This is a genomic window from Halomonas cerina, from assembly GCF_014192215.1.
Lineage (GTDB): Bacteria > Pseudomonadota > Gammaproteobacteria > Pseudomonadales > Halomonadaceae > Halomonas > Halomonas cerina.
Window position 1 is genome coordinate 94,345 of sequence record NZ_JACHXP010000004.1, and the last position, 22,958, is coordinate 117,302.

General features: G+C 65.1%; 24 protein-coding genes and 1 tRNA gene. 13 read left to right on the forward strand and 12 right to left on the reverse strand.

Annotated elements, in window-relative coordinates:
- Nucleotides 1-48: 48 nt before the first annotated feature.
- The gene (locus FHR94_RS05125; RefSeq protein WP_183324556.1) at nucleotides 49-561 is read right to left on the reverse strand and encodes a YqaE/Pmp3 family membrane protein; all 513 of its coding nucleotides are present in this window, start codon (nucleotides 559-561) and stop codon (nucleotides 49-51) included.
- A gap of 348 nt (nucleotides 562-909) precedes the next feature.
- Here FHR94_RS05125 and FHR94_RS05130 point away from each other — a divergent pair, with 348 nt between their 5' ends.
- The 7 genes from FHR94_RS05130 to putP all read left to right on the forward strand — a co-directional run bounded on the left by FHR94_RS05130 (nucleotide 910) and on the right by putP (nucleotide 9,747).
- Complete coding sequence (locus FHR94_RS05130; protein WP_183324557.1) at nucleotides 910-1,317, forward strand: CBS domain-containing protein; 408 nt, start codon at nucleotides 910-912, stop codon at nucleotides 1,315-1,317.
- A gap of 415 nt (nucleotides 1,318-1,732) precedes the next feature.
- Nucleotides 1,733-1,806: transfer RNA gene (locus FHR94_RS05135), tRNA-Gly, on the forward strand.
- Between the two features lie 751 nt (nucleotides 1,807-2,557).
- Complete coding sequence (locus tag FHR94_RS05140; RefSeq protein WP_183324558.1) at nucleotides 2,558-3,388, forward strand: 3-oxoadipate:acetyl-CoA acetyltransferase; 831 nt, start codon at nucleotides 2,558-2,560, stop codon at nucleotides 3,386-3,388.
- Between the two features lie 58 nt (nucleotides 3,389-3,446).
- A complete protein-coding gene (locus tag FHR94_RS05145) occupies nucleotides 3,447-3,812 on the forward strand; it encodes a hypothetical protein (protein ID WP_183324559.1) in 366 nt (121 codons plus the stop codon).
- 69 nt (nucleotides 3,813-3,881) lie between these two features.
- Nucleotides 3,882-4,682, forward strand: coding sequence for an AraC family transcriptional regulator (locus FHR94_RS05150; protein WP_183324560.1), 801 nt, complete (start codon nucleotides 3,882-3,884; stop codon nucleotides 4,680-4,682).
- Nucleotides 4,683-4,882: 200 nt separating this feature from the next.
- Nucleotides 4,883-8,074: a bifunctional proline dehydrogenase/L-glutamate gamma-semialdehyde dehydrogenase PutA gene (putA, locus tag FHR94_RS05155; protein ID WP_183324561.1), complete on the forward strand. Its 3,192-nt coding sequence runs from the start codon at nucleotides 4,883-4,885 to the stop codon at nucleotides 8,072-8,074.
- A 182-nt stretch (nucleotides 8,075-8,256) separates the two neighbouring features.
- Nucleotides 8,257-9,747 (forward strand): sodium/proline symporter PutP, encoded by a 1,491-nt coding sequence (gene putP, locus FHR94_RS05160; RefSeq protein ID WP_183324562.1) that lies wholly within the window; start codon nucleotides 8,257-8,259, stop codon nucleotides 9,745-9,747.
- 65 nt (nucleotides 9,748-9,812) lie between these two features.
- Here putP and FHR94_RS05165 read toward each other — a convergent pair whose 3' ends face one another.
- Nucleotides 9,813-10,121 (reverse strand): hypothetical protein, encoded by a 309-nt coding sequence (locus FHR94_RS05165; protein ID WP_183324563.1) that lies wholly within the window; start codon nucleotides 10,119-10,121, stop codon nucleotides 9,813-9,815.
- Nucleotides 10,122-10,396: 275 nt separating this feature from the next.
- Between FHR94_RS05165 and FHR94_RS05170 the strand changes: the two genes are divergently transcribed.
- Together FHR94_RS05170 and FHR94_RS05175 are read left to right on the forward strand one after the other, a co-directional pair.
- Complete coding sequence (locus FHR94_RS05170; protein ID WP_183324564.1) at nucleotides 10,397-11,005, forward strand: OmpW/AlkL family protein; 609 nt, start codon at nucleotides 10,397-10,399, stop codon at nucleotides 11,003-11,005.
- 173 nt (nucleotides 11,006-11,178) lie between these two features.
- Entirely contained in the window at nucleotides 11,179-11,805 is a 627-nt protein-coding gene (locus FHR94_RS05175; protein WP_183324565.1) for an OmpW/AlkL family protein, read from the forward strand.
- A 24-nt stretch (nucleotides 11,806-11,829) separates the two neighbouring features.
- On the opposite strand, the gene FHR94_RS05180 is transcribed toward FHR94_RS05175, so the two are convergent.
- The 5 genes from FHR94_RS05180 to FHR94_RS05200 form a co-directional block, all read right to left on the reverse strand.
- Nucleotides 11,830-12,330: a gamma-glutamylcyclotransferase family protein gene (locus tag FHR94_RS05180; protein ID WP_183324566.1), complete on the reverse strand. Its 501-nt coding sequence runs from the start codon at nucleotides 12,328-12,330 to the stop codon at nucleotides 11,830-11,832.
- 7 nt (nucleotides 12,331-12,337) lie between these two features.
- On the reverse strand, nucleotides 12,338-12,670 hold the full coding sequence (locus FHR94_RS05185) for a YqcC family protein (RefSeq protein WP_183324567.1): 333 nt from the start codon (nucleotides 12,668-12,670) through the stop codon (nucleotides 12,338-12,340).
- A gap of 67 nt (nucleotides 12,671-12,737) precedes the next feature.
- Nucleotides 12,738-13,496: an amino acid ABC transporter ATP-binding protein gene (locus FHR94_RS05190; protein WP_183324568.1), complete on the reverse strand. Its 759-nt coding sequence runs from the start codon at nucleotides 13,494-13,496 to the stop codon at nucleotides 12,738-12,740.
- On the reverse strand, nucleotides 13,493-14,167 hold the full coding sequence (locus FHR94_RS05195) for an amino acid ABC transporter permease (RefSeq protein WP_183324569.1): 675 nt from the start codon (nucleotides 14,165-14,167) through the stop codon (nucleotides 13,493-13,495). Before FHR94_RS05195 ends, FHR94_RS05190 begins: the two co-directional genes overlap by 4 nt.
- Nucleotides 14,168-14,185: 18 nt before the next feature.
- Nucleotides 14,186-14,944, reverse strand: coding sequence for an amino acid ABC transporter substrate-binding protein (locus tag FHR94_RS05200; RefSeq protein ID WP_183324570.1), 759 nt, complete (start codon nucleotides 14,942-14,944; stop codon nucleotides 14,186-14,188).
- A gap of 332 nt (nucleotides 14,945-15,276) precedes the next feature.
- Here FHR94_RS05200 and FHR94_RS05205 point away from each other — a divergent pair, with 332 nt between their 5' ends.
- The 4 genes from FHR94_RS05205 to FHR94_RS05220 all read left to right on the forward strand — a co-directional run bounded on the left by FHR94_RS05205 (nucleotide 15,277) and on the right by FHR94_RS05220 (nucleotide 18,251).
- The gene (locus tag FHR94_RS05205; protein ID WP_183324571.1) at nucleotides 15,277-16,302 is read left to right on the forward strand and encodes a DUF3549 family protein; all 1,026 of its coding nucleotides are present in this window, start codon (nucleotides 15,277-15,279) and stop codon (nucleotides 16,300-16,302) included.
- A 26-nt stretch (nucleotides 16,303-16,328) separates the two neighbouring features.
- Entirely contained in the window at nucleotides 16,329-16,766 is a 438-nt protein-coding gene (locus FHR94_RS05210; protein WP_183324572.1) for an ATP-dependent zinc protease family protein, read from the forward strand.
- A 41-nt stretch (nucleotides 16,767-16,807) separates the two neighbouring features.
- Nucleotides 16,808-17,716 carry a 30S ribosomal protein S6--L-glutamate ligase gene (gene rimK / locus FHR94_RS05215; protein WP_183324573.1) on the forward strand — a complete coding sequence of 303 codons (909 nt, stop codon included), beginning with the start codon at nucleotides 16,808-16,810 and terminating at the stop codon, nucleotides 17,714-17,716.
- Nucleotides 17,717-17,804: 88 nt separating this feature from the next.
- On the forward strand, nucleotides 17,805-18,251 hold the full coding sequence (locus FHR94_RS05220) for a hypothetical protein (protein WP_183324574.1): 447 nt from the start codon (nucleotides 17,805-17,807) through the stop codon (nucleotides 18,249-18,251).
- Here the strand turns inward: FHR94_RS05220 and FHR94_RS05225 are convergent.
- Genes FHR94_RS05225 through sufC form a run of 5 tightly spaced genes read right to left on the reverse strand, consistent with a single transcriptional unit; the run spans nucleotide 18,172 to nucleotide 22,904 of the window.
- The gene (locus FHR94_RS05225) at nucleotides 18,172-18,939 is read right to left on the reverse strand and encodes a SanA/YdcF family protein (protein WP_246389835.1); all 768 of its coding nucleotides are present in this window, start codon (nucleotides 18,937-18,939) and stop codon (nucleotides 18,172-18,174) included. The genes FHR94_RS05220 and FHR94_RS05225 overlap by 80 nt on opposite strands.
- A 34-nt stretch (nucleotides 18,940-18,973) precedes the next feature.
- Entirely contained in the window at nucleotides 18,974-19,546 is a 573-nt protein-coding gene (gene sufT, locus FHR94_RS05230; RefSeq protein ID WP_183324575.1) for a putative Fe-S cluster assembly protein SufT, read from the reverse strand.
- 17 nt (nucleotides 19,547-19,563) lie between these two features.
- Nucleotides 19,564-20,805 (reverse strand): aminotransferase class V-fold PLP-dependent enzyme, encoded by a 1,242-nt coding sequence (locus FHR94_RS05235; protein WP_183324576.1) that lies wholly within the window; start codon nucleotides 20,803-20,805, stop codon nucleotides 19,564-19,566.
- A gap of 3 nt (nucleotides 20,806-20,808) precedes the next feature.
- Entirely contained in the window at nucleotides 20,809-22,155 is a 1,347-nt protein-coding gene (gene sufD / locus FHR94_RS05240) for a Fe-S cluster assembly protein SufD (RefSeq protein ID WP_183324577.1), read from the reverse strand.
- On the reverse strand, nucleotides 22,152-22,904 hold the full coding sequence (sufC, locus tag FHR94_RS05245; RefSeq protein WP_183324578.1) for a Fe-S cluster assembly ATPase SufC: 753 nt from the start codon (nucleotides 22,902-22,904) through the stop codon (nucleotides 22,152-22,154). Before sufC ends, sufD begins: the two co-directional genes overlap by 4 nt.
- Nucleotides 22,905-22,958 lie beyond the last annotated feature (54 nt).

Below are 22,958 nucleotides of genomic sequence, written 5' to 3' on the forward strand. Positions count from 1 at the left end.
CAGTGGGGACGAGGAGGATTATACCGGCGAGAGGCGCACTGCCAAGGCTCAGGCGCGGCGCAGCCAGGCCAGGACATAGACGACCCCCGGCACCCAGCCGAGCAAGGTCAGCCCCAGAGAGAGAGCCACCCGACGGCTGCCGCCGCCCGCCAATCCCATGGACAGCGGCGGCAGCAGCACGGCCAGTGCCACCAAGGCGGCGAAGGGCTCGGGGCGAGCCGGGGCCCCGGCCTCCGTGTCGCGCGCCCGGGACGCCAGGGCATCCTGGGATGACCGCGCTTCTTCCCTGGCCTGGGGCGTGAAATGCTGCACGGCCCGTTCATGCTCCAGGGCCTGGCGATGGGCCTCGTGGTCGATCTTCTGCTCGAGCGCCTCGGCGCCCTCCGCCAGGGTGTCATGCAAGCGCTCCCAATCCTCCCAGTCATGGGGCGTGCCGGCCCTAGGGCGGTGATCGCCGGCCTCCCGGGCCCGGGACCAGGCCTTTTCCTCCAGGGTATTGGGACGCTCCCGGTCGCGCTCTCCGTCCAGCCCCTTGCGGGCCAGGTATTCACGGGCATCCATGATCGGCTCCCCCATGGTCTGGCAAGTGACTTCCCCAAGGCGTCCCGCTGGCCGGTGATCCCTCTGCAGGATGAGGTTTCCGTGCTGCGGGACGGACAGGAACAGTGTGCCATACTTGGAGTGATGCGCTGCGCCCCGGTTCCAGAAAGCCCTGGTATGCCCGCATAGCGTTGGCAACCGGGCCCATCGGCGTGCACATGACAATGGCAAGGCTCGTCTATGCTGACATCGAGAAACGCTACGGGCCCATCGGCATCCCGCGGCACGTCCTCCTGAATGCCCCTGGGAGACGGTCGGGCGCCTGCCCCGTAGCGACAGGCCACCACCGCCGGCACGAGGAGAACCGCCATGCCCAACAAGGCCCCCACCATCGTCCGTGACATCATGTCCCGCGACTGCTACCGGGTTACCGGCAAGACCTCGGTGGCCACCCTGGCCGAAGGCCTGGCACTGCACCGGCTGCCGGGAGTGCCGGTGGTCGACGACCATGACCACCTCATCGGCTTCATCTCGGAACAGGACGTGCTGGGCAAGGTGCTGGAGAGTTCCTATCTCGATGAGGAGCCGCCCCTAGTCCGTGAACTGATGCGTCACGAGGTGCTCTCCATCCCTCCCACCAAGAGCATTAGCGACCTCGCCCAGGAGATGCTGGGTGCCAAGCCCAAGGTTTATCCGGTGGTGGAACAGGAACGCCTGGTGGGTATCGTCACCCGCCGCGATGTCCTGAGCGCCCTGCTGCGCATGCGCCATTCGTGACCACCGCCTCCGGCATGCCACCGCTGGCCGGCCAGGTGCCGGAGGCCACCATACGACAGGCGCCTCCCCGAGCCGACAGACGGCCATGCCCGGACAGCCGGCCAGTCAGACAGGGCGACAAGAAAAAGCCGCCTTGCGGAACACAAGACGGCCAAGGATCGAAACTGCAAGCCGGACCAACAGTGTTAGCGACTGCCATCGCGCTGCTGTCCGTGCTTGTTCTGACAGCCTAGCCAACAAAAGTTCGCCGAGAAGGCAATTTTTTTCACGCCACCTCCACGCAGTTCCCTGCTTGCCGGGTACAGGTGCCAGGCGCCGCCCAGACGGCAGGGCACGCGTGGTAAGCGAACAGGGACGGCACGAGCGACGAGCACTTGCAATAAGTAAGCGATTGGATTTACTATCCAATCGCTTCGCGGGTGTAGCTCAATGGTAGAGCAGAAGCTTCCCAAGCTTAAGACGAGGGTTCGATTCCCTTCACCCGCTCCAATCGGCTGTAAAGCAGCGTCATCAAGCGACACCCTCCCTCACCAAGCCGCTGAATCTCCTCGAAATCCTGTCCATCAGCGTCATTGGGCGTAAACGTATAGCTCCGCCATTTTGTATGGTGTCGTGTATGGTGAAGCCATACATGCCATTCACCATACAAAAATGAAGCGTACAGACATCAAGCGTCGCCCCCGCATCGACACGCCGGTGGTCATCAGCACCTAAGACGCCGGGCAAGCGGCCGATGGGCTTCCGTGCCATTCCGTGGAAGGTCCCGCACGCATCATCTACATCTACGCCATTAGGTGTAGGAGAATGGCGATGCCGGAGACCGGCAAGACGCTTCGAGACATGGCGCCTCAACTTTTCACCCCCTTGACTTGGTTGATCTATCGTATGGGGCGCCTCGCCGTGTCCGGGGACACCCTTTCCCTTGGATCACCGTCTTCCTGACGCCTCGTCGGCACGGCGCCCCTACTCACCTGTTATAAAAGTACTCTTTAGCTACCACCATCGTGCATCACCCTGATGTCGGCACCTACCATAACGCCAAGGGTATCCCCCCCGACCCGATCGGCATGGAAGCCCTGCCTACCTGCGGTGGCCGTAGTAGCCGGCCCCTCCGTGGCCTTATACTTACATTGCACACGCCCGCCCAGCGATCCGATACATCACAAGAGCAGGCCCGAACCTGCCATTCCGGTCGCTCGGCGAACCGGCACCATGACTCAACGCGTCAAGGACAGCTTCAATGAACAATCCCTGTATCATCTGTGTGGCCATTACCGGCAGCCTGCCACGCAAGGAAAACAATCCGGCGGTTCCGATCACCATCGAAGAGCAGATCGAGAGCACCCAGGCGGCCTTCGAGGCCGGGGCGAGCATTGCCCACTGCCATGTCCGCAACGAGGATCAGACCCCGACCTCGGATCCCGAGAAGTTCGCCCGCCTGCTCGAGGGCCTGCGCAAACACTGCCCGGGGATGATCGTCCAGCTGTCTACCGGGGGACGCTCGGGGGCCGACCGTGAGCGCGGCGGCATGCTGCCGCTGAAGCCCGACATGGCCAGCCTGTCGGTCGGTTCCAACAACTTCCCCACGCGTGTCTACGAGAACGCGCCGGACCTGGTGGATTGGCTCGCCTCCGAGATGCTGACCTACGACATCAAGCCCGAGATCGAGGCCTTCGACCTGTCGCATATCCATCAGGCGGTGAACCTGATGAAGCAGGGCAAGATCAAGGCGCCGCTGTACGTCCAGTTCGTGATGGGCGTGAAGAACGCCATGCCGGTCGACAAGCCGACCTTCGACTTCTATATCGAGACCCTCGAGCGACTGGCGCCGGGCTCCCAGTGGTGCGGGGCCGGCATCGGGGCCAACCAGCTGGTCCTCAACGAGTGGTCGATCGCCGCCGGTGGCCACACCCGCACCGGTCTCGAGGACAATGTGCGCTGGGACAAGGAGAGCCTGGCCCCCTCCAATGCCGCCCTGGTCGAGCGGGTGGCAAAGCTATGCGAGCAGTATGAGCGTCCCGTGGCCTCCTGGCAGCAGGCCCGGGAGATCCTCGAGTTGCCAATGCCCTGACAGCGCGACCACCCCGGGGCCCGGCCATCGCCGGGCCCTTTTGCATGGGAGAACACCGATGGCCCTGTACCTGCTGGTCTTCGCGGTCTGCCTGCTGTTCTTCGGCACCCTCGTCGCCGTGCTGATGTTCTCGCGCACGCCCCGCTATCGTACCGAACCGGAACATCTCCTCGAGCTGTTCGACAAGGCCCTGGAAAGCCGTGTCAGCGAGACCGAATGGACCGCCATCGCCGGCTACCCGATTCGCCATGATGACTACCTGGACGGCGTACGCCGTCGCGCCCAGCGTCTTATGGACGAGCATGGCCGACACGATCGCGTCAGCCGGGGCAAGCCCTTGCTGGACGCCACGGGCCAGGAGGAGCTGGCGGCGCTGCGCGACCACCTGGCGGCCCATACCCGGCTGCGGCGTCAGCAAGACTGATCCCGCCCCGTCGGCGTCTCTGGTAGCATGGTCTGTCATGTCGATGACCTGCCCAGCCGGGGGACGACCATGTCCAGCGCCATTCGCCAGATCCCGCTCGACACCATCACCCACCATCATGCCCACGACTTCCATCAGATCGTGATCGGCCTGAGTGGGCAGGCCGATTTCGAGATCGAGGGGCTGGGCGGCGCCACCTCCGCTTTCTCCGGCTGCATCGTGCCGGCCAATCACGTGCACTACTATGCCGGCCACGGGGACAACCATCAGCTGATCCTCGACCTCCCCGGCGACGCCCTGTCACTGACCGGCTACCATCATGACCTCTCGCGCCTCTTCGATGCGCCGCGTTTCTTTACTCTGGACGACCCGCTCAAGCGCTACCGGGACTTCCTGCTCCAGGAGTTGCGCCTGCTCTCCAGCCGGGGCCCCATCGACCCGGTGCACCACGAGCGTCTCGCCTGCACCCTGCTGGGCTCGCTGCATGCCCGTCTGGCCCACGCGACGCCGCCCCGGGGGCGGCGTCTCGACCTGGCGGCGCTGGATCGTTACATCGACCGCCATCTCGGCAGCCCGCTGCGGGTCGCCGACCTGGCGTCTGCGGCCTGCCTGAGCGAGGCCCACTTCACCGAGCGCTTCCGTGCCCAGACCGGCCTGTCCCCTTGGCAGTACGTGATCCGCCGCCGCCTAGAAAGCGCCCATCGCCTACTCCTGCAGAGCCATCTGCCGCTCTCGGAAATCGCCGCACTGACCGGCTTCACCAACCAGAGCGCCCTGTCGCGGGCCTTTCGTCGTGCCTTCGGCCATTCCCCGAGCCAGCTGAGGCAGGCCGGCGGCCCGCAGCTAAAGACCATTGCCCCCGGCCGTTAGACCTGGGTCGCCACTTCAACCCCGTACCCGGCAATATCCGTGGAAAGGTAAAAACCTCCCGGGGATTCGACAAGCAGGCTCTCGCCTGCCCCCCTACCCTCTAAGGATGCCCCGAAACCGCCGGCAACAGTCACGTCTCGCCGGCGCCGGGCCCTGCCCTCTGACGACACAACGGCTTACCACCGGGGGACCCTAGCTTGATGCTCAATGCCAACCATATGCTGGCCCGTGACAGCTGGCGCCAGGATCTCGATACCCTCTTCGCGCGCATCAGCGAGCACTATATCGTCGACGAGAATGCCTTCGTCGACGAGTTGGTCAAGGTGCTCGACGCCAGCCAGGAAGATTTCCGGCGCATCGCCGACAAGACCGCCGACCTGGTGCGCGAGATCCGCGAGATGGATACCGCGGTGGACACCATCGACGAGCTGCTCCAGCAATACAGCCTCGATACCCACGAGGGCCTGATGCTGATGTGCCTGGCCGAGGCCATGTTGCGCATTCCCGACAAGGCCACCGCCGACGCTCTGATCGAGGACAAGCTCGGCCCGGCCGACTGGCAGGCCCACGTCGGCAAGAGTGAGTCGTGGATGGTCAATGCCTCCACCTGGGGCCTGTTGATGACCGGCCGGGTGGTGACCCTCGACAAGCCCCGCGAGGGCAAGCCCTCGGGCTTCATCAACAGGATGGTCAATCGCCTGGGCGAGCCGGTGATCCGCCGCGCCATGGTCGAAGCCATGAAGGTCATGGGCAAGCAGTTCGTGCTCGGCCGCGATATCGACGAGGCGCTCAAGCGCTCCAGGCCGCTGTTCGACAAGGGCTACACCTACTCCTACGACATGCTCGGCGAGGCCGCCCGCACCCGGGCCGACGCCAGGCGCTACTTCGAGGACTACGCCCAGGCCATCCGCCAGGTCGGCCAGACCAGCCAGTCGCTGTCGGCGAAGACGCCGGCCCCCTCGATCTCCATCAAGCTCTCGGCCCTGCACCCGCGCTACGAGTTCGGCCGTCGCGAACAGGTCCTGCGCGAGCTGGTAGGTACCGTCAAGGAGCTCGCCACCCTGGCCCGTGAGTGTAACGTGGCCATGACCATCGACGCCGAGGAGGTCGATCGTCTAGAGATTTCCCTCGAGGTGTTCCGTGCCGTCTACGAAAGCGAGGCCTGCCGTGGCTGGGGTCACTTCGGGCTGGTGGTGCAGGCCTATGCCAAGCGTGCCCTGTCGGTGCTGCACTACCTCAACCGCCTGGCCGACGACCAGGGTGACGAGATTCCCCTGCGTCTGGTCAAGGGCGCCTACTGGGACACCGAGATCAAGGAATCCCAGCAGCTCGGCGTGGACGGCTATCCGGTCTTCACCCGCAAGGCCTCCACCGACGTGGCCTACCTGGTCTGCGCGCGCTTCCTGCTCTCCGAGGAGACCCGCGGACGCCTCTTCCCGCAGTTTGCCACCCACAATGCCCATACCATCTCGACCATCCTGGAACAGGCCAACCAGGCGATCCGGCCCTTCGAGTTCCAGCGCCTGCATGGCATGGGCGAGGCCCTCTACGACGGGGCCCTGGCGCATGCGCCCCAAGGTACCTACTGCCGGATCTACGCGCCGGTGGGGGCCCATAAGGACCTGCTGCCCTACCTGGTGCGCCGCCTACTGGAGAACGGTGCCAACTCCTCCTTCGTGCATCAGTTGGTCGACCCCAAGGTGCCGGTGGCGTCCCTGTGCGTGCACCCGGTGGACACCCTGCGCCAGTATGGCAGCTACGCCAACCCGCGCATCCCGCTGCCGGCTGATATCTACGGCGAGAAGCGGCGCAACGCCCGCGGTGTGAACCTCAATATCCGCAGCCAGTACCAACCGCTGATGGACGCCATGGGCCGTCATATGGAGACGACCTACCGGGCGCGCCCGCTGCTGGCCTTCGAGGTCACCGACGCGCCGTCCCGGTCCCATGAGGTCCCAAGCCCCTACGACCGCCGCCAGCCGGTCGGCACGGTGCAGTGGACCACCAAGCCTCAGGCTGAGCAGGCCCTGGACGCCGCCTGGGACGCCTTCCCACGTTGGGAGGCCACCCCGGTGGCCGAGCGCGCCGCCATCCTGCGCCGCTTCGCCGACCTGATGGAGACCCACCTCGCCGAGCTGATGGCATTGTGCTCCCGCGAGGGCGGCAAGCTGCTGACCGACGGCATCGACGAGATTCGCGAGGCGGTGGACTTCTGCCGCTACTACGCCATGCGCGCCGAGGAGCTGTTCGCCGAGCCGACCCGCCTGCCCGGGCCCACCGGCGAGTCCAATGAGCTGGTGATGGGCGGCAAGGGGGTGTTCGCGGCGATCAGTCCCTGGAACTTCCCGGTGGCGATCTTCTGCGGCCAGGTGGTCGCCACGGCGGTGGCCGGCAATACCGTACTGGCCAAGCCTGCCGAGCAGACCTCGATCGTCGCCCATCGCGTCGTCGAGCTGCTCCATGAGGCCGGCATGCCTCGCGATGTCGTCCAGCTGCTGCCCGGCGACGGCCCCACCGTGGGCAGCGTGCTGACCCGCGACCCGCGCCTCACCGGCGTGGTGTTCACCGGCGGCACCGACACCGCCCAGATCATCAACCGCGCCCTCGCCGGCCGCGATCATGCCCCGCTGCCCACCCTGGTCGCCGAGACCGGGGGCATGAACGCCATGATCGTCGACTCCACCGCCCTGCCCGAGCAGGTGGTCGCCGACGTCATCCAGTCGGCCTTCCAGAGCGCCGGTCAGCGCTGCTCGGCGCTGCGCGTGCTCTATCTGCAGGAGGACGTGGCCGACCGGGTCATCGAGATCCTCGACGGCGCCATGGCCGAGTTGCACGTGGGCGACCCCCGCGACCTGGGCACCGACGTCGGCCCGGTGATCGACGAGGATGCGCGCCAGGGGCTCGCCGCCCACATCGACAGGCTCAAGGGCGAGGGTCGGCTGCTGGCCGAGACCCGGCTCGACTCGGCGCATACCGGGAATGGCACCTTCATCGCCCCGGTGGCCTTCGAGATCGACGGCATCGAAGCCCTGGAACGGGAGCAGTTTGGCCCGGTGCTGCACATCGTGCGCTACCAGGCCGGCGAGATCGACAGGGTAATCGAGTCGATCAACGCCCGCGGCTACGGCCTAACCTTCGGCGTGCATAGCCGCAACGAATCCTTCGCCGATGAAATAGCGAAGAAAGTTCGCGTTGGTAACGTCTACGTGAACCGCAATATCATCGGGGCCGTGGTGGGCGTGCAGCCGTTCGGCGGGCAGGGCCTGTCCGGCACCGGTCCCAAGGCCGGCGGTCCGCACTACCTGCTGCGCTTCGCCACCGAGAAGACGGTGACCGTCAATACCGCCGCCCTGGGGGGCAACGCGTCACTGCTGGCACTGGGAGACGAGTGAACGCCACTCATCAACACAACAACACAACAACACGGAAGGCCCCTATGGTTGATAACAATGCCACTATCAGCTCCAAGTTCGCGCTCGACCCGATCGTGATGCTCGCCATCAGCATTCTGGTCTGCATGCGTACCAACAACCTGTCGGCGCTACATCCGGCCTAATAAACTGGAGACGTTTTTATGGCTATTGGTATCTGGATCAGTCTTATTGGTTACTTTGTGCTCATGATCGCCATCGGCTTTTATGCTATGCGCAAAGCCACGTCTTCGTCCGAAGATTACATGCTGGGTGGCCGATCCCTGAGTCCAAAAGTGGCGGCTCTATCGGCCGGTGCTTCGGACATGAGTGGCTGGCTGCTGCTAGGTTTGCCCGGGGCACTGTTTGCATCCGGCCTGGGTTCGGCCTGGATCGGTATCGGCCTGCTCGTGGGTGCGTTCTTCAACTGGACACTGGTCGCACCACGCCTTCGTGAACAGACGGTTCACTATGGTAATGCGATCACCATTCCGGAGTTCCTGGCGAACCGGTTTCCAACTCAGGCGATGTCGCTGAGAACGGTATCCGCTGTCGTCATCGTGGTCTTTTTCGCGGTTTACACGGCGTCAGGCCTGGTGGCAGGCGGCAAGCTGTTCGAAAGCGCGTTTTCCGGCGTTATCAACATTGGTGGCCTGAGCGACTACGCCGCAGGTGTCGTCATCACACTGGGCGTGGTACTTGCCTATACCGTCGTCGGCGGCTTCCTGGCCGTGAGCATGACGGACTTCGTGCAAGGCTGCATCATGATGCTGGCACTGGTGATCATGCCGGCGGTTGTGCTCTTTGGTGAAGGTGGCGGCGGTTTCGCCCAGGCGTCACAGACCCTGAATGAAGTCGATCCCACGCTACTATCATGGACGGAGGGACTGACCTTTATCGGCTGGCTGTCTGCGGTGACCTGGGGGCTGGGTTATTTCGGGCAGCCGCACATCATCGTGCGCTTCATGGCCATCCGGACGCTGAAGGAAGTGCCTACTGCCCGTAACATCGGTATGAGCTGGATGCTCATCTCCCTGATCGGCGCGATCTCTCTGGGTGTGTTCGGCCGGGCCTATGCGATCCGCAATGGTATGGATGTCGAGGATCCGGAAACCATCTTCATCATCCTGGCGAACCTGCTGTTCCATCCGCTGGTCACCGGCTTCCTCTATGCTGCACTGCTTGCTGCGATCATGAGCACCATTTCCAGCCAGCTTCTTGTGTCGTCATCATCACTGACCGAGGACTTCTACCGCCTGTTCCTGCGTAAAGAGGCGACGGACAAGGAGACCGTCGGCGTAGGCCGGGTTTGTGTCGTACTGGTGGGTCTGGTGGCAGCCGTCATTGCGTCTGATCCGGACTCTCAGGTTCTGGGGCTGGTCAGTAACGCCTGGGCAGGCTTCGGTGCGGCGTTTGGCCCGCTGATTATCCTGTCGCTGATGTGGTCGCGTACCAACGGCGCTGGCGCCATCGCGGGCATGGTGGTAGGTGCCGCCACCGTCATGGTCTGGATTTCATTGGGCTGGAACGCAGAGTTCATGGGGGGTCCCGGTGTGTACGAGATCATTCCTGGCTTCATCGCTTCCTTCATTGCCATCCTGGCAGTGAGCAGCGCGACTGCCGACGCCGGTGAGTATCAGCACATCACTCGCTAAAGGAACGCGCATAACGCACTCAAACTGGAAAAGCCGCCTTCGGGCGGCTTTTCGCGTTTCCGGGTTCAAGCCCGGACTTCGAGCACCACGATCACCAGCGCGAATCCCCACAGGGTCAGTCGACTCCAGGACGCTCTCGCCTGGCGCCATAGCCACCCCCTGCCGACACCCAGCGTGAGAGGGCGCGCGAAGGCCATTCCCAGGGCCCAGACCCCGAACCCGATCAACGGCACGCGCCAGGCCAGCGGCAATGCCTGGAGGGTCTCGGGCCGCAGCAGCAACCAGATGGCGATCCCCGCCGCCAGCAGCAGCATGGTCAGTGGTCGTTCCAGCAGGCCGGGACGAGACCCGGCGAAAAGCGTCCTGTCGACCATATCGGTGGCTCCATGCACAACGTTTCCCTTCAGTGAAGCCGAAACCCGGCCAGCCGGCGAGGCACCGTGTATGAAATATGAAAAATTGTACAAACCTTACAAAACAGGGCTAGACTATCTTCGTTCCCACCATATAAAACGCGTATCTTTTCCTATTAGTGTCATAGGAAAATTCTACAAGACCTTTAGAAACGCTGTTCGCTATGATCATGATCAGCGATGCGCCGGCGCCGAATCTCGCTGCCGGCACCTTGGATGACACAGGGAGGACTCCCATGAAAACGATGCGCCTTATGACCGCTGCCGCCCTCGCCACTGCCGGCGTTGTCGCCACCCAGACCGCCATGGCCTACCAAGCCGGGGATATCTATGGTCGGGGTGGCGTGGCCAAGACCGAGGTCACCGATGACAACGGCCGCGTAGCCGGCGCGGATCTGGACATCTCCGACGAGCGCGGCTACTCCTATGGGCTGGGCTACCAGTTCCACGACAAGCTGGGCATCGAGCTCAACGGCACCGAGCCCGTCGAGCATGATCTGGCCCTCGGCGGCGCCGGCATCGGCAGTGTGGAGCGCATGCCGCTCAACCTGATGCTCAACTATTATCCGCTCGGGGGCACCCCGTCTCGTGTCCAGCCCTATGTGGGTGCGGGGCTCAACTACACGCACTTCTCCGAGGAGGAGCTGGCTGGCCTGGACGTCGATGAGTCCTACGGTGCCGCCGGCCAGGTCGGCGTGGACTTGGCGGTGACCGACTACCTGCTCGTCGGTGCCTTCGCGAGATACGCCGATGTAGACGCCGATGTGTCGGTCGGCGGCACCGACATCGGTGAGGCGGAAGTGGATCCGACGACGATCGGTGGAGTCCTGACCTTGCGCTTCTGAGTCGTCTCCCCCACGTCAGACGCCGGGTCTCGGCCCGGCGTCGTTTTTCTTGATCCCCATCAAGACGACCGCCACGGCCCATTGCGCTAGATCAAGAGTCGCCTGCAAGCTCCTGCGTAGACTCGTCTCCACACTTACGGCGGCTCGCCGCCCGATCCACGAGGAGACCCGTCATGCGCAAGCCCAAGCTGTCTATCCTGCTGATCGCCGGACTCGGCGCCATCGCGAGTGTCGCCAGCACCCAAGCCCTGGCCTATGGAGTGGGAGATCTCTACACCCGGGTCGGGGTGGCCAAGGTCGAGCCCAAGAGCGACAACGGTGACATCCTGGGCGGGGTCGATGTCGACGTGGATGACGACAGTGCCTTTGCCTTCACCCTGGGTTACCGCTTCACCGACAAGCTGGGCGTGGAACTGCTGGCTGCCGAGCCCTTCGACCATAACTTCCAGGTCGAAGGCGTCACCGGGGGGTCTGTCGAGCACCTGCCGCCGACCCTGACCGTTCAGTACTATCCGCTCGGCAGCACCGAGGCGCGTGTTCAGCCCTATGCCGGTATCGGCGTCAACTACACCCGCTTCGATGACGAATCGCTGGATGCGCCACTGTCCGTCGAGTTCGATGATTCCTGGGGCGCCGCCGGCCAGCTCGGCGTCGACCTGCTGATCGACGAGCACTGGGCGCTGAACGCCGCCGCCTGGTACCTGGATATCGACTCCGATATCACCATCGGTGACAACGAAGCCGGCGAGGTCGAAATCGACCCGGTGGTGGTGATGGCCGGCCTCAGCTTCCGCTTCTGAGACGTTGCCTGCCCCTCATGACACTTAGCGCGGCGTGTGGCGAGACAGCCCCAGCGCAGCCAGGGTGGCGTCATCCAGGCCGTGCACCGCCTCGACCTCGCTCAGGCGGGCATGATAGGCCGGGCTCAGGAAGACCTCGCCGGCCAGCAGGTGGGCAAGATATTCCCGGGCCGGTCGCAGTGCCGCCGCGGTGGTGCCGGGCGTGGCGATATAGACCCAGGCCTCGATGGGTCCATGGCCAGTGTGGATCGGCAGGCGATGGCGATCGTAGTCGTGGGGGTAGCCCTCGAAGGGGTCCATCCGGTGGATCTGCTGCGCTTCCTGCAACTCGAAGAGCGCCCCCTCGACACGTTTCCCCGGGGACGGTACCACGTTGGCATGGCTGATGCCGGCCACCCGGGAGGCCTTGTCGAAGCGCAGTTCGTGATCGGCCAACACCCCGGGCAGCGCGCGGCGGGTGCTGCCGATGCGGGCCTCGACCCGGGCCGGGTTCATATTACTGCCATAGGCGAAATAGTACAGCATCGGCACCTCAGTTCTCGGTGACCAGGCGATCGATGTGCTCGACCACCTTGCACATCAGCAGACGGTCGCTGGCCCGGGCACCTTCCTGGGTCAGGTAGGCCTCCACCGCAGGCGCCACGTCGCAGGTCGCGGGCATCGGTGCGCGGGCCTCCACCAGCGCCTCCAGCCGGGCGATAAACACGAAACGCAGCCACTGGGGCAACGCCATGGTGTCGATGCAGAATGGCTGGGGACTGTCGAAGGCCTCGGGCTCGGGACGCTCCATGCGCCACATGTCGGCCGCCTTCATGGTGGATTCGAGTTCGCGCAGGGCCTGATCGAGTTCCTCGTGTACGCTCATGGAATGTCACTCCGGTCGGTCTGTGGCTTCATTATCCCGCCTGGACGTGCCGAGGGCCAACCCCGGCTCAGGAGGACGGGATGGCAGGCGCAGCGGCCAGCACCTTGCGCAGGAAGTCACGGGTCCGGGGATCGCGGGGCGCCCCGAAGAGCCGGGACGGGGGCCCCTGCTCGACGATACGCCCGCCCTCCATGAAAATCACCCGATCGGCCACGTCCCGGGCGAAGCCCATCTCGTGGGTGACCACCAGCATGGTCTGGCGCTCGGCAGCGAGCTGCTTCATCAGCGCCAGGACCTCCTCGACCCATTCGGGGTCCAGCGAGGACGTCGGCTCGTCGAACAGGATCACCTCGGCCTGAGCCGCCATGGCCCGTCCGATGCCGACCCGCTGCTGCTGGCCGCCGGACAACGACGCCGGGTAGGCATCGGCCTTGTCGGCCAGGCCGATGCGCTCGAGGATCTCTCTCGCCCGGGCATGGGCCTTGGCCTTGGGCCAGCGGTTGACCACGATCAGCCCCTCGGCGATGTTCTGAAGCGCCGTCTTGTTGGCGAACAGCGCATAGTTCTGGAACACGAAAGCCGTGCGCCGCCGCGCCGCCAGGATCTCGGCACGGGTCGCGCGGGTGACATCGACGTCCAGGTCGCCGAGGGTCAGATGACCCGCGTCGGGGCGCTCCAGGAAGTTCAGGCAGCGCAACAGGGTCGACTTGCCGGTCCCCGAGGGCCCGATCACCACAATGATCTCGCCCTGCTCGATCGACAGGTCGATGCCATCGAGCACGGTGGTGTCGCCGAAACGCTTGACGAGATTGGTGACCTTGATCATCGGCGATACGCCTCATTGAGCCGAACCTCCAGGCGACGCTGCCCCCAGGCCAGCAGCTCGACGATCAGCCAGTAGATCACCGCTACCGTGATGAAGGCCTCGAAATACAGGAAACTGCCGGCAGCCTCCTTCTGGGTGGCACCCATCAGCTCGGTGACCCCCAGGGTGAAGGCCAGAGAGGTGGCCTTGATCATGTCGATGAAGTAGTTCATCAGGGTCGGCACCGCCACTCGCGTGGCCTGGGGCAACACGATGCGGCGCATCAGCTGACCGTTGGTCATGCCGATCGACAGCGCCGCCTCGGTCTGGCTGCGATCCACCCCGACGATGGCGGCACGGATCGACTCCGCCATGTAGGCGGCGAAGTGCAGCGTCAGCCCCATGATGGTGGCGGTGATGCCGTCGATCTGGGTGAGGAAGGCCACTACCTGGGGCAGCCCGTAGTAGAACAGGAACAGCTGGACCAGCAGCGGGGTGCCGCGAAAGAAGGAGATGAACAGCAGGGTCACGCCGTTCAGCCCCGGAATCCCCAGCACCCGGATCACCGCCAGGCCGCAGGCCAGTACCAGGGCCAGCACCATGCCCGCCATCGCCATGCCCAGCGTCAGGGGCAGGTAACCGAGCAGGATGGGCACCAGCCCCAGCATGTAGTCGAAATCGAGCACGCTCATGTCGGGCGCCTGGGCTCCTCAGGGACGGGTAATGTCGGTGCCGAACCAGCGCTCGGAGATCTCGGCCAGGGTGCCGTCCTCGCGCAGCGCGGAGAGCGCCTCGTCGACCCGGTCTCGCAGGGTCCGGCCGGCTTCGGTGTCGCGGAACGGCAGGGCGTTGCGGATCTCGGAGAACGGCTGGCCGGCAAGCTGCAGGGGCAAGGGCTTTTCCTGGATCACCTGGCTGGCGCTGACCCGGTCCATGACGAAGGCATCGACGCGACCCAGGGCGGTGTCCTGCTCGATATTGCTCTCGTAGGTGCGGATATCGATCTCATCGGCGTAGGGCAACTCGCGCAGCAGCTGTTCGTAGTTGGACCCCAGGTTCACCGCCACGGTCTTGCCACGCAAGTCCTCGATGCCGTCGATGGTCTCGTTGCCGGCCTTGACCACCACCTGGGCGCCGTCATACACGTAGGGCTGGGTGAAGACGTACTTCGCCTGGCGCTCCTCGGTGATGGTGATCTGGTTGGCGATGGTGTCGATGCGGCCGGACTCGAGCATGCCGAACAGGCCAGAGAAGTTGGCGGTCACGAATTCCACCTCGGTGTCCATCTCCTCGGCCACCGCTTCCATGACGTCGACCTCGAAGCCCTTGAGGGTATCCTGCTCAACGAAGGTAAAAGGAAAATAGCCGCCGGACATGCCAACCTTGAGGGGCTCTTCCTGAGCCGGGGCGTTGCCGGCGAAGGCGATGGCGCTGGCAGACAGCATCGTCAGAGCAAGGGAACGTAACATAGCGGGTGCCTCCACTGAGGATAAAGAGTCATATGGAATAAAAAATGGATTTTATATTCCGTTTTTTCCACGCAAGATAGAGGAAATCCCGGTTCACGGCCAATAGGCATCGATTATGCCTACGATAGCCGGAGCCCGCAGGGGGTTCATTCACAGATATCCTGAACGTCCCTGTGGATAAGCCTTGGAAAGATACTCCATCCGCCGTCGCCATGGGCCCCGGCGGCAACTGGTCAGGAATTGACCACCCCCCACCGAGCACCGCTCATCTGGCGGGCTGACAGGACGTGAGTGCCGCGGTAGAGTGCACGGTCCGAGAGTGGGGAGACAGCATGCAGCCGATCGACAGCCTTCACGACTTCTTCGTTCGCAGCGGAGCCGAGGTTAGGCTCTACCATCTGGGCCGTCGCGTCACGCCCTGCGAGCTCGCCACCCTGGCGGCCCTGGAAAGCGGCGAGCAACCTTGGCCACAGCCCTGGCAGGGTAAGGCCCGCCTGGCCATGGTGTTTCGCGTCGGTGAACTCGAGGATCCGCTGATCTGGTTTCTGGCCTTGCCGCTAGACGAACAGGGCCGGCTCGACCCGGCCCCGCGGGACGCCTTCCTGCAGCGGTTGCTCGAGACGCTGGGCCGCAACGTCCGGGGCCTGGGCCGCGAGGACGGCGAGCAAATCGACAACCTGATGAAGGACAACCCCCTGGTCTTCACACCCTCGATGCCCTTCCAGGCCGTGCTGCACGCCCGGGCGAGCCTCGACCTGGGCCATCCGGCGAGCCAGCACCTGGAGCCGGCGGAGGCCTACCTGGAGGGGCAGCAGGCGCTGGACTGGCGCGCCCTGGGGCTGCAGGGCCTGGCCGATTTCGCGGTGCGCATGGAGGCCGACCAGGCCAGCCGCCTGGCGGCACGCCTGCCGGCCCTGCCTGGCGAGGTCCTCACCTCGCTGTGCTACTGTCTGGAACATGTGGCGATCCCCGAGGGCCTGGCCAAGGCCCTGCGCGCCCGGGGTGAGGCGGCCGCCGAGACCGGCGATATCGAGGCCTTCTGTGCCTGCGTGCGGGCCGTCGCCGGCGCCGACACCCACATGGCCGGTCCCTGGTTCGACACCCTGCTCGACGACCCCGAGACCTGTGGTCCGGACCTGCTGGCCGCCATCGCTGCCCGCGGCTGGCAGCACCTTGAAGATGCCGAACGCCTGCCGCGCTTCCTGGCCCGGCTGGCCGAAGAGCCCCGGGCGGACTTCATGAACCTGGTCCGCGATCTGGCCCTGATTCCGCGGCTGCGTCTGCCGGTGCTGATGACGCTTCGCGAGGCCCCTGCGGATACCGCCATCGCTCGTCGTCTGAGCGAGCTGGGGCGCTGAGTCACGCTGCGCAAGGGAGGAGACCCATGAAGGAGCTGCCCTACCAGGCCAAGGCGGTGATCGGCCGCCGCGAGATGGTGACGCTTCCGGAGCTGCACTTGACGCTCTGCGCCAAGGCCGACACCGGCGCGCGCACTTCGTCGCTGCATGCCGAGGACATCGAGTCCTTTGAAGAGGATGGCCACCTCTGGGTTAGCTTCACCACCCGCAGTGGCGGTCCTGCCAGCCCGGCCCATGTCTTCCGTCTGCATCTACACGACCGCCGCCGGGTGACCAGTTCCAACGGCCAGGCCGAGTGGCGCTATGTCATCCGCACGCCCTTGCAGCTGGGCAAGCTGGAGTTTCCCGTCGAGCTGACTCTCGCCGATCGTCGCAACATGCGCCACCCCATGCTGCTGGGCCGGCGTGCCCTGCGCCGCCTGCTGGTGGCCCCCGGTGCCGCCTTCCTGCACGGCGAGCCCTGACCCCTTCGCCCATTTCCATCCGCCCGGCCTGGAGTCCCGACATGCATATCGCGCTGCTGTCCCGTAACCGCAACCTCTACTCCACTCGCCGTCTGATCGAGGCCGCCGAGGCCCGGGGCCACACCGCCCGGGTGGTGGATACGCTGCGCTGCTACATGAGCATCGCTTCCCATCATCCCTCGATGCATTACAAGGGCCAGGAGCTCGAGCCCTTCGACGCGGTGGTCCCGCGGATCGGGGCCTCGATCACCTTCTACGGCTGTGCGGTGCTGCGCCAGTTCGAGATGATGGGCACCTATGTGCTCAACGACAATGTGTCCATCACCCGCTCCCGGGACAAGCTGCGCTCACTGCAGTTGCTCTCTCGCAAGGGGCTGGGCCTGCCGATCACCGGCTTCGCCCACTCCCCGGACGACATTCCCGACCTGATCACCATGGTCCGCGGCGCCCCCCTGGTCATCAAGCTGCTGGAGGGCACCCAAGGCATCGGCGTGGTGCTGGCCGAGACCAACCAGGCCGCGGAGTCGGTGATCCAGGCCTTCATGGGCATGAAGGCCAACATCATGGTCCAAGAGTACATCAAGGAGGCCCGGGGCGCCGACATCCGCTGCCTGGTGATCGGCGACAAGGTGGTAGCGTCAATGAAGCGCCAGGCGGCCGATGGCGAGTTCCGCTCCAACCTGCATCGCGGCGGCAGTGCCAGCGTGATCCGCATTACCCCCGAGGAACGCTCCACGGCCATCCGTGCCGCCAAGGCCATGGGCCTACGGGTCGCAGGGGTCGACCTGCTGCGCTCCAACCACGGGCCGGTGATCATGGAGGTGAACTCCTCACCCGGCCTACAGGGCATCGAGACCGCCACCGGCAGGGACATCGCCGGACTGATCATCGAGCACCTCGAGAAGAACGCCGCCCCTCGGCGCAAGACGCCCCCCAAGCCCAAAGGCTAAGAGGAATCCGGCAAATATTTGCCCGCCAGGACTGGCAAAAGCCAGGCGACACCCCCACAATCGGCGTCACCGCAGGAGGTGACCACCCATGTTTCTCGACAATCGCCAGGTGGCGATGGACAACGTGCTGGAAGCCCTGGCCGACAGCCTCGATTACTTCCAGGACAACCTCGAGCGCCTGAATCCGTCGCTGCGCGACACCCTGAAGCCCCACTACGAGGCCCGGGCCACGTCGCTGCGCCAGCTTCAGGAACTGGCGCGAACCCATCTTGACCTCCTCCCCCGTGATGCCGATGTCGAGCGCGACGACTATATGTGGCTATGGAGCCGCCTGAAGAGCTTCGTCGGCAACGATAGCCTGGTGCTGATCAACGAGTTGCTCGAACAGGAGCGCGTGCTGATGCAGGCGCTCTCGACCCTGTTCACCCACCCCCTGCCCGACCCCATCGAGCCAGTCACCGAGGAGTGCTGGAAGGGGTGCCGGTCGTTGATCCGCGAGCTGTATCGCCTGCAGAAGCAGCACCAGAAGCGCTGACATCCACGTTGGGCAGCCCCGACGGCATGATCTCCAGCGGCTCCTGCGGCCCCAGGAAGTGTGGCTCACGCTGCCACAGGTAGAGATCTCCCAGGGTCCCCACTCGCGCCACCCACTCTCTCGCCTTTAGCCGCCACAGGCTGGTCACCGGCCGCTCGGGGGCGACGCAGCCCGAGGCCTCGAGCCCCAGCGCCTCGGCGATGAACAGCGCTCGAGGCAGGTGCCACGCCTGGGTGACCAGTAGCGCCCGTTCGACCCCGAAGACGTCACGGGCCCGGGCCAGGGTATCGAAGGTACTGAACCCCGCGTAGTCCAGGGTCATGTCCTCGTCGCGCACCTGGCGACCACGCAGGTCCCGCCACATGGCCACCGGCTCGTTGTAGTAGCGTGTACGGTTGTCCCCCGAGAGCAGCAGGTGGTCGACGCGTCCCAGGCGAAGCAGCTCGTGGGCCGCGATCATGCGGCCCTCGAAATGGGGATTGCGATGGCCGCTGCGAGTCCAGCGGGAGGTGCCGAAGACAATGCCCACCCGTTCGGGCCGGCAGGACGCCAGGTCATGCTCGATCCGCTCGCGCGTCGCCCCGATGACCCACAGGTTGGCCCCCGCGAACAGTAATGTCGCCAAGAGCGCGAGCGCCCCCAGCGACATCAGGATTCCCTTGAAGACCTTCCAGAATGGCAGGCGCATGGCGCTCCCCGACCCAACCGCCAGCGATAGCCAGTCAGAACATGCCCAGCTCGAGCTTGGCCTCGTCGCTCATCATCTCACGACTCCAGGGCGGATCGAAGACGATCTCGGTGTGCACCTGACGGATCTGCGGCGCGCCGAGGATCTTGTTGCGGGCATCGGCGGCGATGACGTCGCCCATCCCGCAACCGGGGGCCGTGAGGGTCATGCGGATGGTGACGATGCGTTCGCCGCTGATCAGTCGCTCGATGCGACAGCCGTAAACCAGTCCCAGATCGACGATATTGACCGGGATCTCGGGGTCGTAGCAGGTGCGCAGCTGGTCCCAGACGAACTGCTCGATCGCTTCCTCCGAGGCATCCTCCGGCAGGGTCGGGCGCGGTAGTGCCTCGAGGCCCAAGGCATCCAGATTGCGGCCCTCGATCAGGTAGAGTCGGCCCTCGAAACCGACGCTGACCGAACTCCCCTTGGCCTGCATGACGCTGACGATGCTGTCCTCGGCCAGCGTCACCGTCTTGCCGAAGGGGATGGAGATAGCGTCCACGTCACGCTGCAGCGGCAACGTCTGGCCCTTTTCCAGATGGGCGATCTGCTCGATGTCGCTCATGTCACTCCCGGGTCCATTCAACGCAGCATCGCCACCACCCGCTCGAGGCCGTCGACGAAGACATCGACCTCCTCCGGGGTGTTGTAGGCGGCGAAAGAAGCGCGGCAGGTGGCGTCCACGCCGAATGACGAGAGCAGCGGCTGGGCACAATGGTGGCCGGTGCGGATCGCCACGCCCAGCTGGTCGATCAACAGGCCGATATCCTGGGCATGGGCCCCGTCGACCACGAAGGAGAGCACGCCGACCTTGTCCGGGGCCGTGCCCAGGATCCGCAGCCCCTCAATGCGTTGCACCCCCTCGGTGGCATGCTCGAGCAGGCGGCCTTCCCAGGCGCCGATCAGCTCGAGGCCGATCTCGCTCACCCACTCAAGCGCACGGCCCAGGGCAATCACCTCGGCGATGGCCGGGGTACCAGCCTCGAACTTGTGGGGAATGTCGGCAAAGGTAGTCGGTGCTTCGAAGGAGACCGTCTTGATCATCTCGCCGCCGCCCTGCCAGGGGGGCATGGCCTCGAGCAGCTCGGCCTTACCGTAGAGGACGCCCGCTCCGGTGGGCCCATAGGCCTTGTGACCGGAAAAGGTATAGAAGTCGGCATCGATGGCGCGCACGTCGAGGGTCTGGTGCGGCGCGGCCTGGGCCCCGTCGACCAGAATCCGCGCCCCGTGCTCGTGGGCGACGCGTGCCATCTCGGCCACCGGATTGCGGGTGCCGAAGGCGTTGGACACATGATTCACCGCCACCAGCCGGGTGCGCTCGGTGAAGAGATCACGGTAGGCCGCCTGGTCCAGCACACCACGCTCGTCCACCGGGATCACCTTGATCGTGAAACCGAGCTCGCGGGCCAGCAGCTGCCAGGGCACGATATTGGAGTGATGCTCGAGACGCGAGACCAACACCTCGTCACCGGGTCCCAGGTTCGCGCGTCCCCAGGCATTGACCACCAGGTTGATGGCCTCGGTGGTGCCCCGGGTGAAGACGATCTCGCGGGTCTCGGCGGCATTCAGGAAAGCCCGCACCGTCTCGCGGGTCCCCTCGAAGGCCGCGGTGGCTTCGTCGGCCAGGGTATGCAGGCCACGATGGATGTTGGCGTTGTAGCGGCCATAGTAGTCGTCGAACACCTCGATCACCTGCCGCGGGGTCTGGCTGGTGGCGGCGTTGTCGAGATACACCAGTGGCTTGCCGTGGACCTCCCGATCGAGGATCGGGAAGTCGCGACGGACTCGGCACACATCGAGCAGCAGATCGCTGAAGTTGGCCATGATTCAGTCCTCGCTGAGGGCAACGGCGGCTTCCACCAGCCCCGCCAGATTGAAACGCTCCGGCAGCTTGCCGGCCACCGCCAGCTCGACCCGTTCGGCGACGACATCGAGCCCCACCTGCTCGAGTACCTCGCCGGCGAAGGCCAGGGTCAGCAGCCCCCGCGCGGTCTGTTCGTCGATGCCGCGGGTACGCAGGGCGTACACCGCCTCCTCGTCGAGCTGACCGGTGGTGGTGCCATGGGAGCATTTGACATCGTCGGCATAGATCTCGAGTTCGGGCTTGGCATCGATGTGCGCCCGGTCCGAGAGCAGCAGGTTGGCGTTGCTCTGGAAGCCCTCGATCTGCTGGCTGTCCCGCTTGACCACCACCTTGCCGTTGAACACGCCATGGGCGCGATCGTCGAGGATGCCCTTGTAGTTCTCGTTCGAGAAGGTGCGCGGTGCGTTGTGGTTGGCCAGTGTATGGTTGTCCACATGCTGGCGGCCCTGGCCATAGAACAGGCCATTGAAGTGGGCCTCGGCGCCTTGGCCATCGAGTTCGGTCACCAGATCGTTACGTACCAGGCCGCCGCCCAGGTTCAGGTTGAAGGAGGTGTAGCGACTGTCGCGGGCCTGTTCCACATGAATGCTGGCCACGTGCAGGTCCTGGTGGGGGGCCTCCTGCAGCTTGTAGTGGGTGAGGATCGCGCCACGCTCCAGGAAGACCTCCTCCACCAGGTTGGTGAAGTTGGCGGCCTCGGCCTCACCCACGTGATGCTCAATCACGGTGGCTTCGCTGCGACTGCCGGCCTCGATGAGGATGCGCGGGTGGCTCATCACCGCCTGCTCACCGGCCCGGGACAGGAACTGCAGGATGATGGGTTTCTTTACCACGGTACGCGGCGCCAGGCGGACCACGGCGCCCTCTTCCATGAAGGCGGTATTGAGGGCGGCGAAGGGCGAGAACTCGACCCCGGTCAGCCGCCCCAGCGGTCCGCCCACGGCCTCGTGATTCTCCGCCAGCGCCGCGGAGAGCGGCATCAGCGCAACGCCCTCGGGCAGGTCATCCAAGTCCGACAGGGCCGGGGCGAACACGCCATCCACGAAGGTCAGGCGGTATGCCTCGAGGGGCAGCGTCAGCGTCGCCGCCGTGGCCGGGGAGAACTCGGCGTCCCTGGCCAGGGTGAAGTCACCCGTGGCGATGGCGCGTACATCGGTGTACTTCCAAGCCTCGACACGGCGATTGGGGAAGCCCAGCGCCTCGAAGCGCGCGGCCCCGGCCTGGCGCCGCGCGGCGATCCAGGTCGGCTCGAGCCCACGCTGGGCATTGCGCTCGGCGAGACGATCGAGAAAGCGTTGCACATCGCTCATGCTGCGGTTTCCTCCAGCACCCAGTCGTAGCCGCGAGCCTCGAGCTCGCGGGCCAGCTCGGCATCGCCGCTCTTGACGATGCGGCCATCCACCAGCACATGCACCCGGTCGGGCACGATATAGTCGAGCAGGCGCTGGTAGTGGGTCACCAGCAGGATGGCCCGATCCTCGGCGCGCAGTGAGTTGACGCCATCGGCGACCACCTTCATAGCGTCGATGTCGAGGCCGGAGTCGATCTCGTCGAGCATCGCCAGGCGTGGCTGGAGGACCAGCATCTGCAGGATCTCGTTACGCTTCTTCTCGCCGCCGGAGAAGCCCTCGTTGACGGCGCGCTGCAGGAAGCTGGTGTCCATCTTCATGAACGCCACCTTCTCCTTGATCAGCTTCATGAACTCCGGCGCCGGGATCTCGCCCAGGCCCTCGGCCTCGCGCTTGGCGTTGAGCGCCGCCTTGAGCAGGTAGATGTTCTTCACCCCGGGAATCTCCACCGGGTACTGGAAGCCCAGCAGCAGGCCCTTGCGTGCCCGCTCCTCGATCTCCATCTCGAGCACGTCCTGGCCCTCGAAGGTGACCGTGCCCTGGGTGACCTCGTAGCCGTCCTTGCCGGCGATGACCGCCGAGAGGGTCGACTTGCCGGCCCCGTTGGGGCCCATGATGGCGTGGACCTCCCCGGCGTTGATGGTCAGGGTGAGGCCCTTGAGGATCTCGGAACCCTCGACCGTGACGTGCAGATCCTTGACTTCGAGCATGTGTGACACCTTGATTCGTTTCGCGCCGCCCCGCGGCATCGGTAAATTCGGTTA

Coding starts and splice junctions, on each gene's coding strand:
- FHR94_RS05210 (WP_183324572.1), top strand. CDS start 16,329: ATGAAGGAGCTGCCCTACCAGGCCAAGGCGGTGATCGGCCGCCGCGAG.
- FHR94_RS05195 (WP_183324569.1), bottom strand. CDS start 14,167: ATGAGCGTGCTCGATTTCGACTACATGCTGGGGCTGGTGCCCATCCTG.
- FHR94_RS05125 (WP_183324556.1), bottom strand. CDS start 561: ATGGATGCCCGTGAATACCTGGCCCGCAAGGGGCTGGACGGAGAGCGC.
- sufD (WP_183324577.1), bottom strand. CDS start 22,155: ATGAGCGATGTGCAACGCTTTCTCGATCGTCTCGCCGAGCGCAATGCC.
- sufC (WP_183324578.1), bottom strand. CDS start 22,904: ATGCTCGAAGTCAAGGATCTGCACGTCACGGTCGAGGGTTCCGAGATC.
- FHR94_RS05150 (WP_183324560.1), top strand. CDS start 3,882: ATGTCCAGCGCCATTCGCCAGATCCCGCTCGACACCATCACCCACCAT.
- rimK (WP_183324573.1), top strand. CDS start 16,808: ATGCATATCGCGCTGCTGTCCCGTAACCGCAACCTCTACTCCACTCGC.
- FHR94_RS05145 (WP_183324559.1), top strand. CDS start 3,447: ATGGCCCTGTACCTGCTGGTCTTCGCGGTCTGCCTGCTGTTCTTCGGC.
- FHR94_RS05205 (WP_183324571.1), top strand. CDS start 15,277: ATGCAGCCGATCGACAGCCTTCACGACTTCTTCGTTCGCAGCGGAGCC.
- putP (WP_183324562.1), top strand. CDS start 8,257: ATGGCTATTGGTATCTGGATCAGTCTTATTGGTTACTTTGTGCTCATG.
- FHR94_RS05225 (WP_246389835.1), bottom strand. CDS start 18,939: ATGCGCCTGCCATTCTGGAAGGTCTTCAAGGGAATCCTGATGTCGCTG.
- FHR94_RS05220 (WP_183324574.1), top strand. CDS start 17,805: ATGTTTCTCGACAATCGCCAGGTGGCGATGGACAACGTGCTGGAAGCC.
- FHR94_RS05130 (WP_183324557.1), top strand. CDS start 910: ATGCCCAACAAGGCCCCCACCATCGTCCGTGACATCATGTCCCGCGAC.
- FHR94_RS05200 (WP_183324570.1), bottom strand. CDS start 14,944: ATGTTACGTTCCCTTGCTCTGACGATGCTGTCTGCCAGCGCCATCGCC.
- FHR94_RS05140 (WP_183324558.1), top strand. CDS start 2,558: ATGAACAATCCCTGTATCATCTGTGTGGCCATTACCGGCAGCCTGCCA.
- FHR94_RS05185 (WP_183324567.1), bottom strand. CDS start 12,670: ATGAGCGTACACGAGGAACTCGATCAGGCCCTGCGCGAACTCGAATCC.
- FHR94_RS05180 (WP_183324566.1), bottom strand. CDS start 12,330: ATGCTGTACTATTTCGCCTATGGCAGTAATATGAACCCGGCCCGGGTC.
- FHR94_RS05165 (WP_183324563.1), bottom strand. CDS start 10,121: ATGGTCGACAGGACGCTTTTCGCCGGGTCTCGTCCCGGCCTGCTGGAA.
- sufT (WP_183324575.1), bottom strand. CDS start 19,546: ATGAGCGACATCGAGCAGATCGCCCATCTGGAAAAGGGCCAGACGTTG.
- putA (WP_183324561.1), top strand. CDS start 4,883: ATGCTCAATGCCAACCATATGCTGGCCCGTGACAGCTGGCGCCAGGAT.
- FHR94_RS05190 (WP_183324568.1), bottom strand. CDS start 13,496: ATGATCAAGGTCACCAATCTCGTCAAGCGTTTCGGCGACACCACCGTG.
- FHR94_RS05170 (WP_183324564.1), top strand. CDS start 10,397: ATGAAAACGATGCGCCTTATGACCGCTGCCGCCCTCGCCACTGCCGGC.
- FHR94_RS05175 (WP_183324565.1), top strand. CDS start 11,179: ATGCGCAAGCCCAAGCTGTCTATCCTGCTGATCGCCGGACTCGGCGCC.
- FHR94_RS05235 (WP_183324576.1), bottom strand. CDS start 20,805: ATGGCCAACTTCAGCGATCTGCTGCTCGATGTGTGCCGAGTCCGTCGC.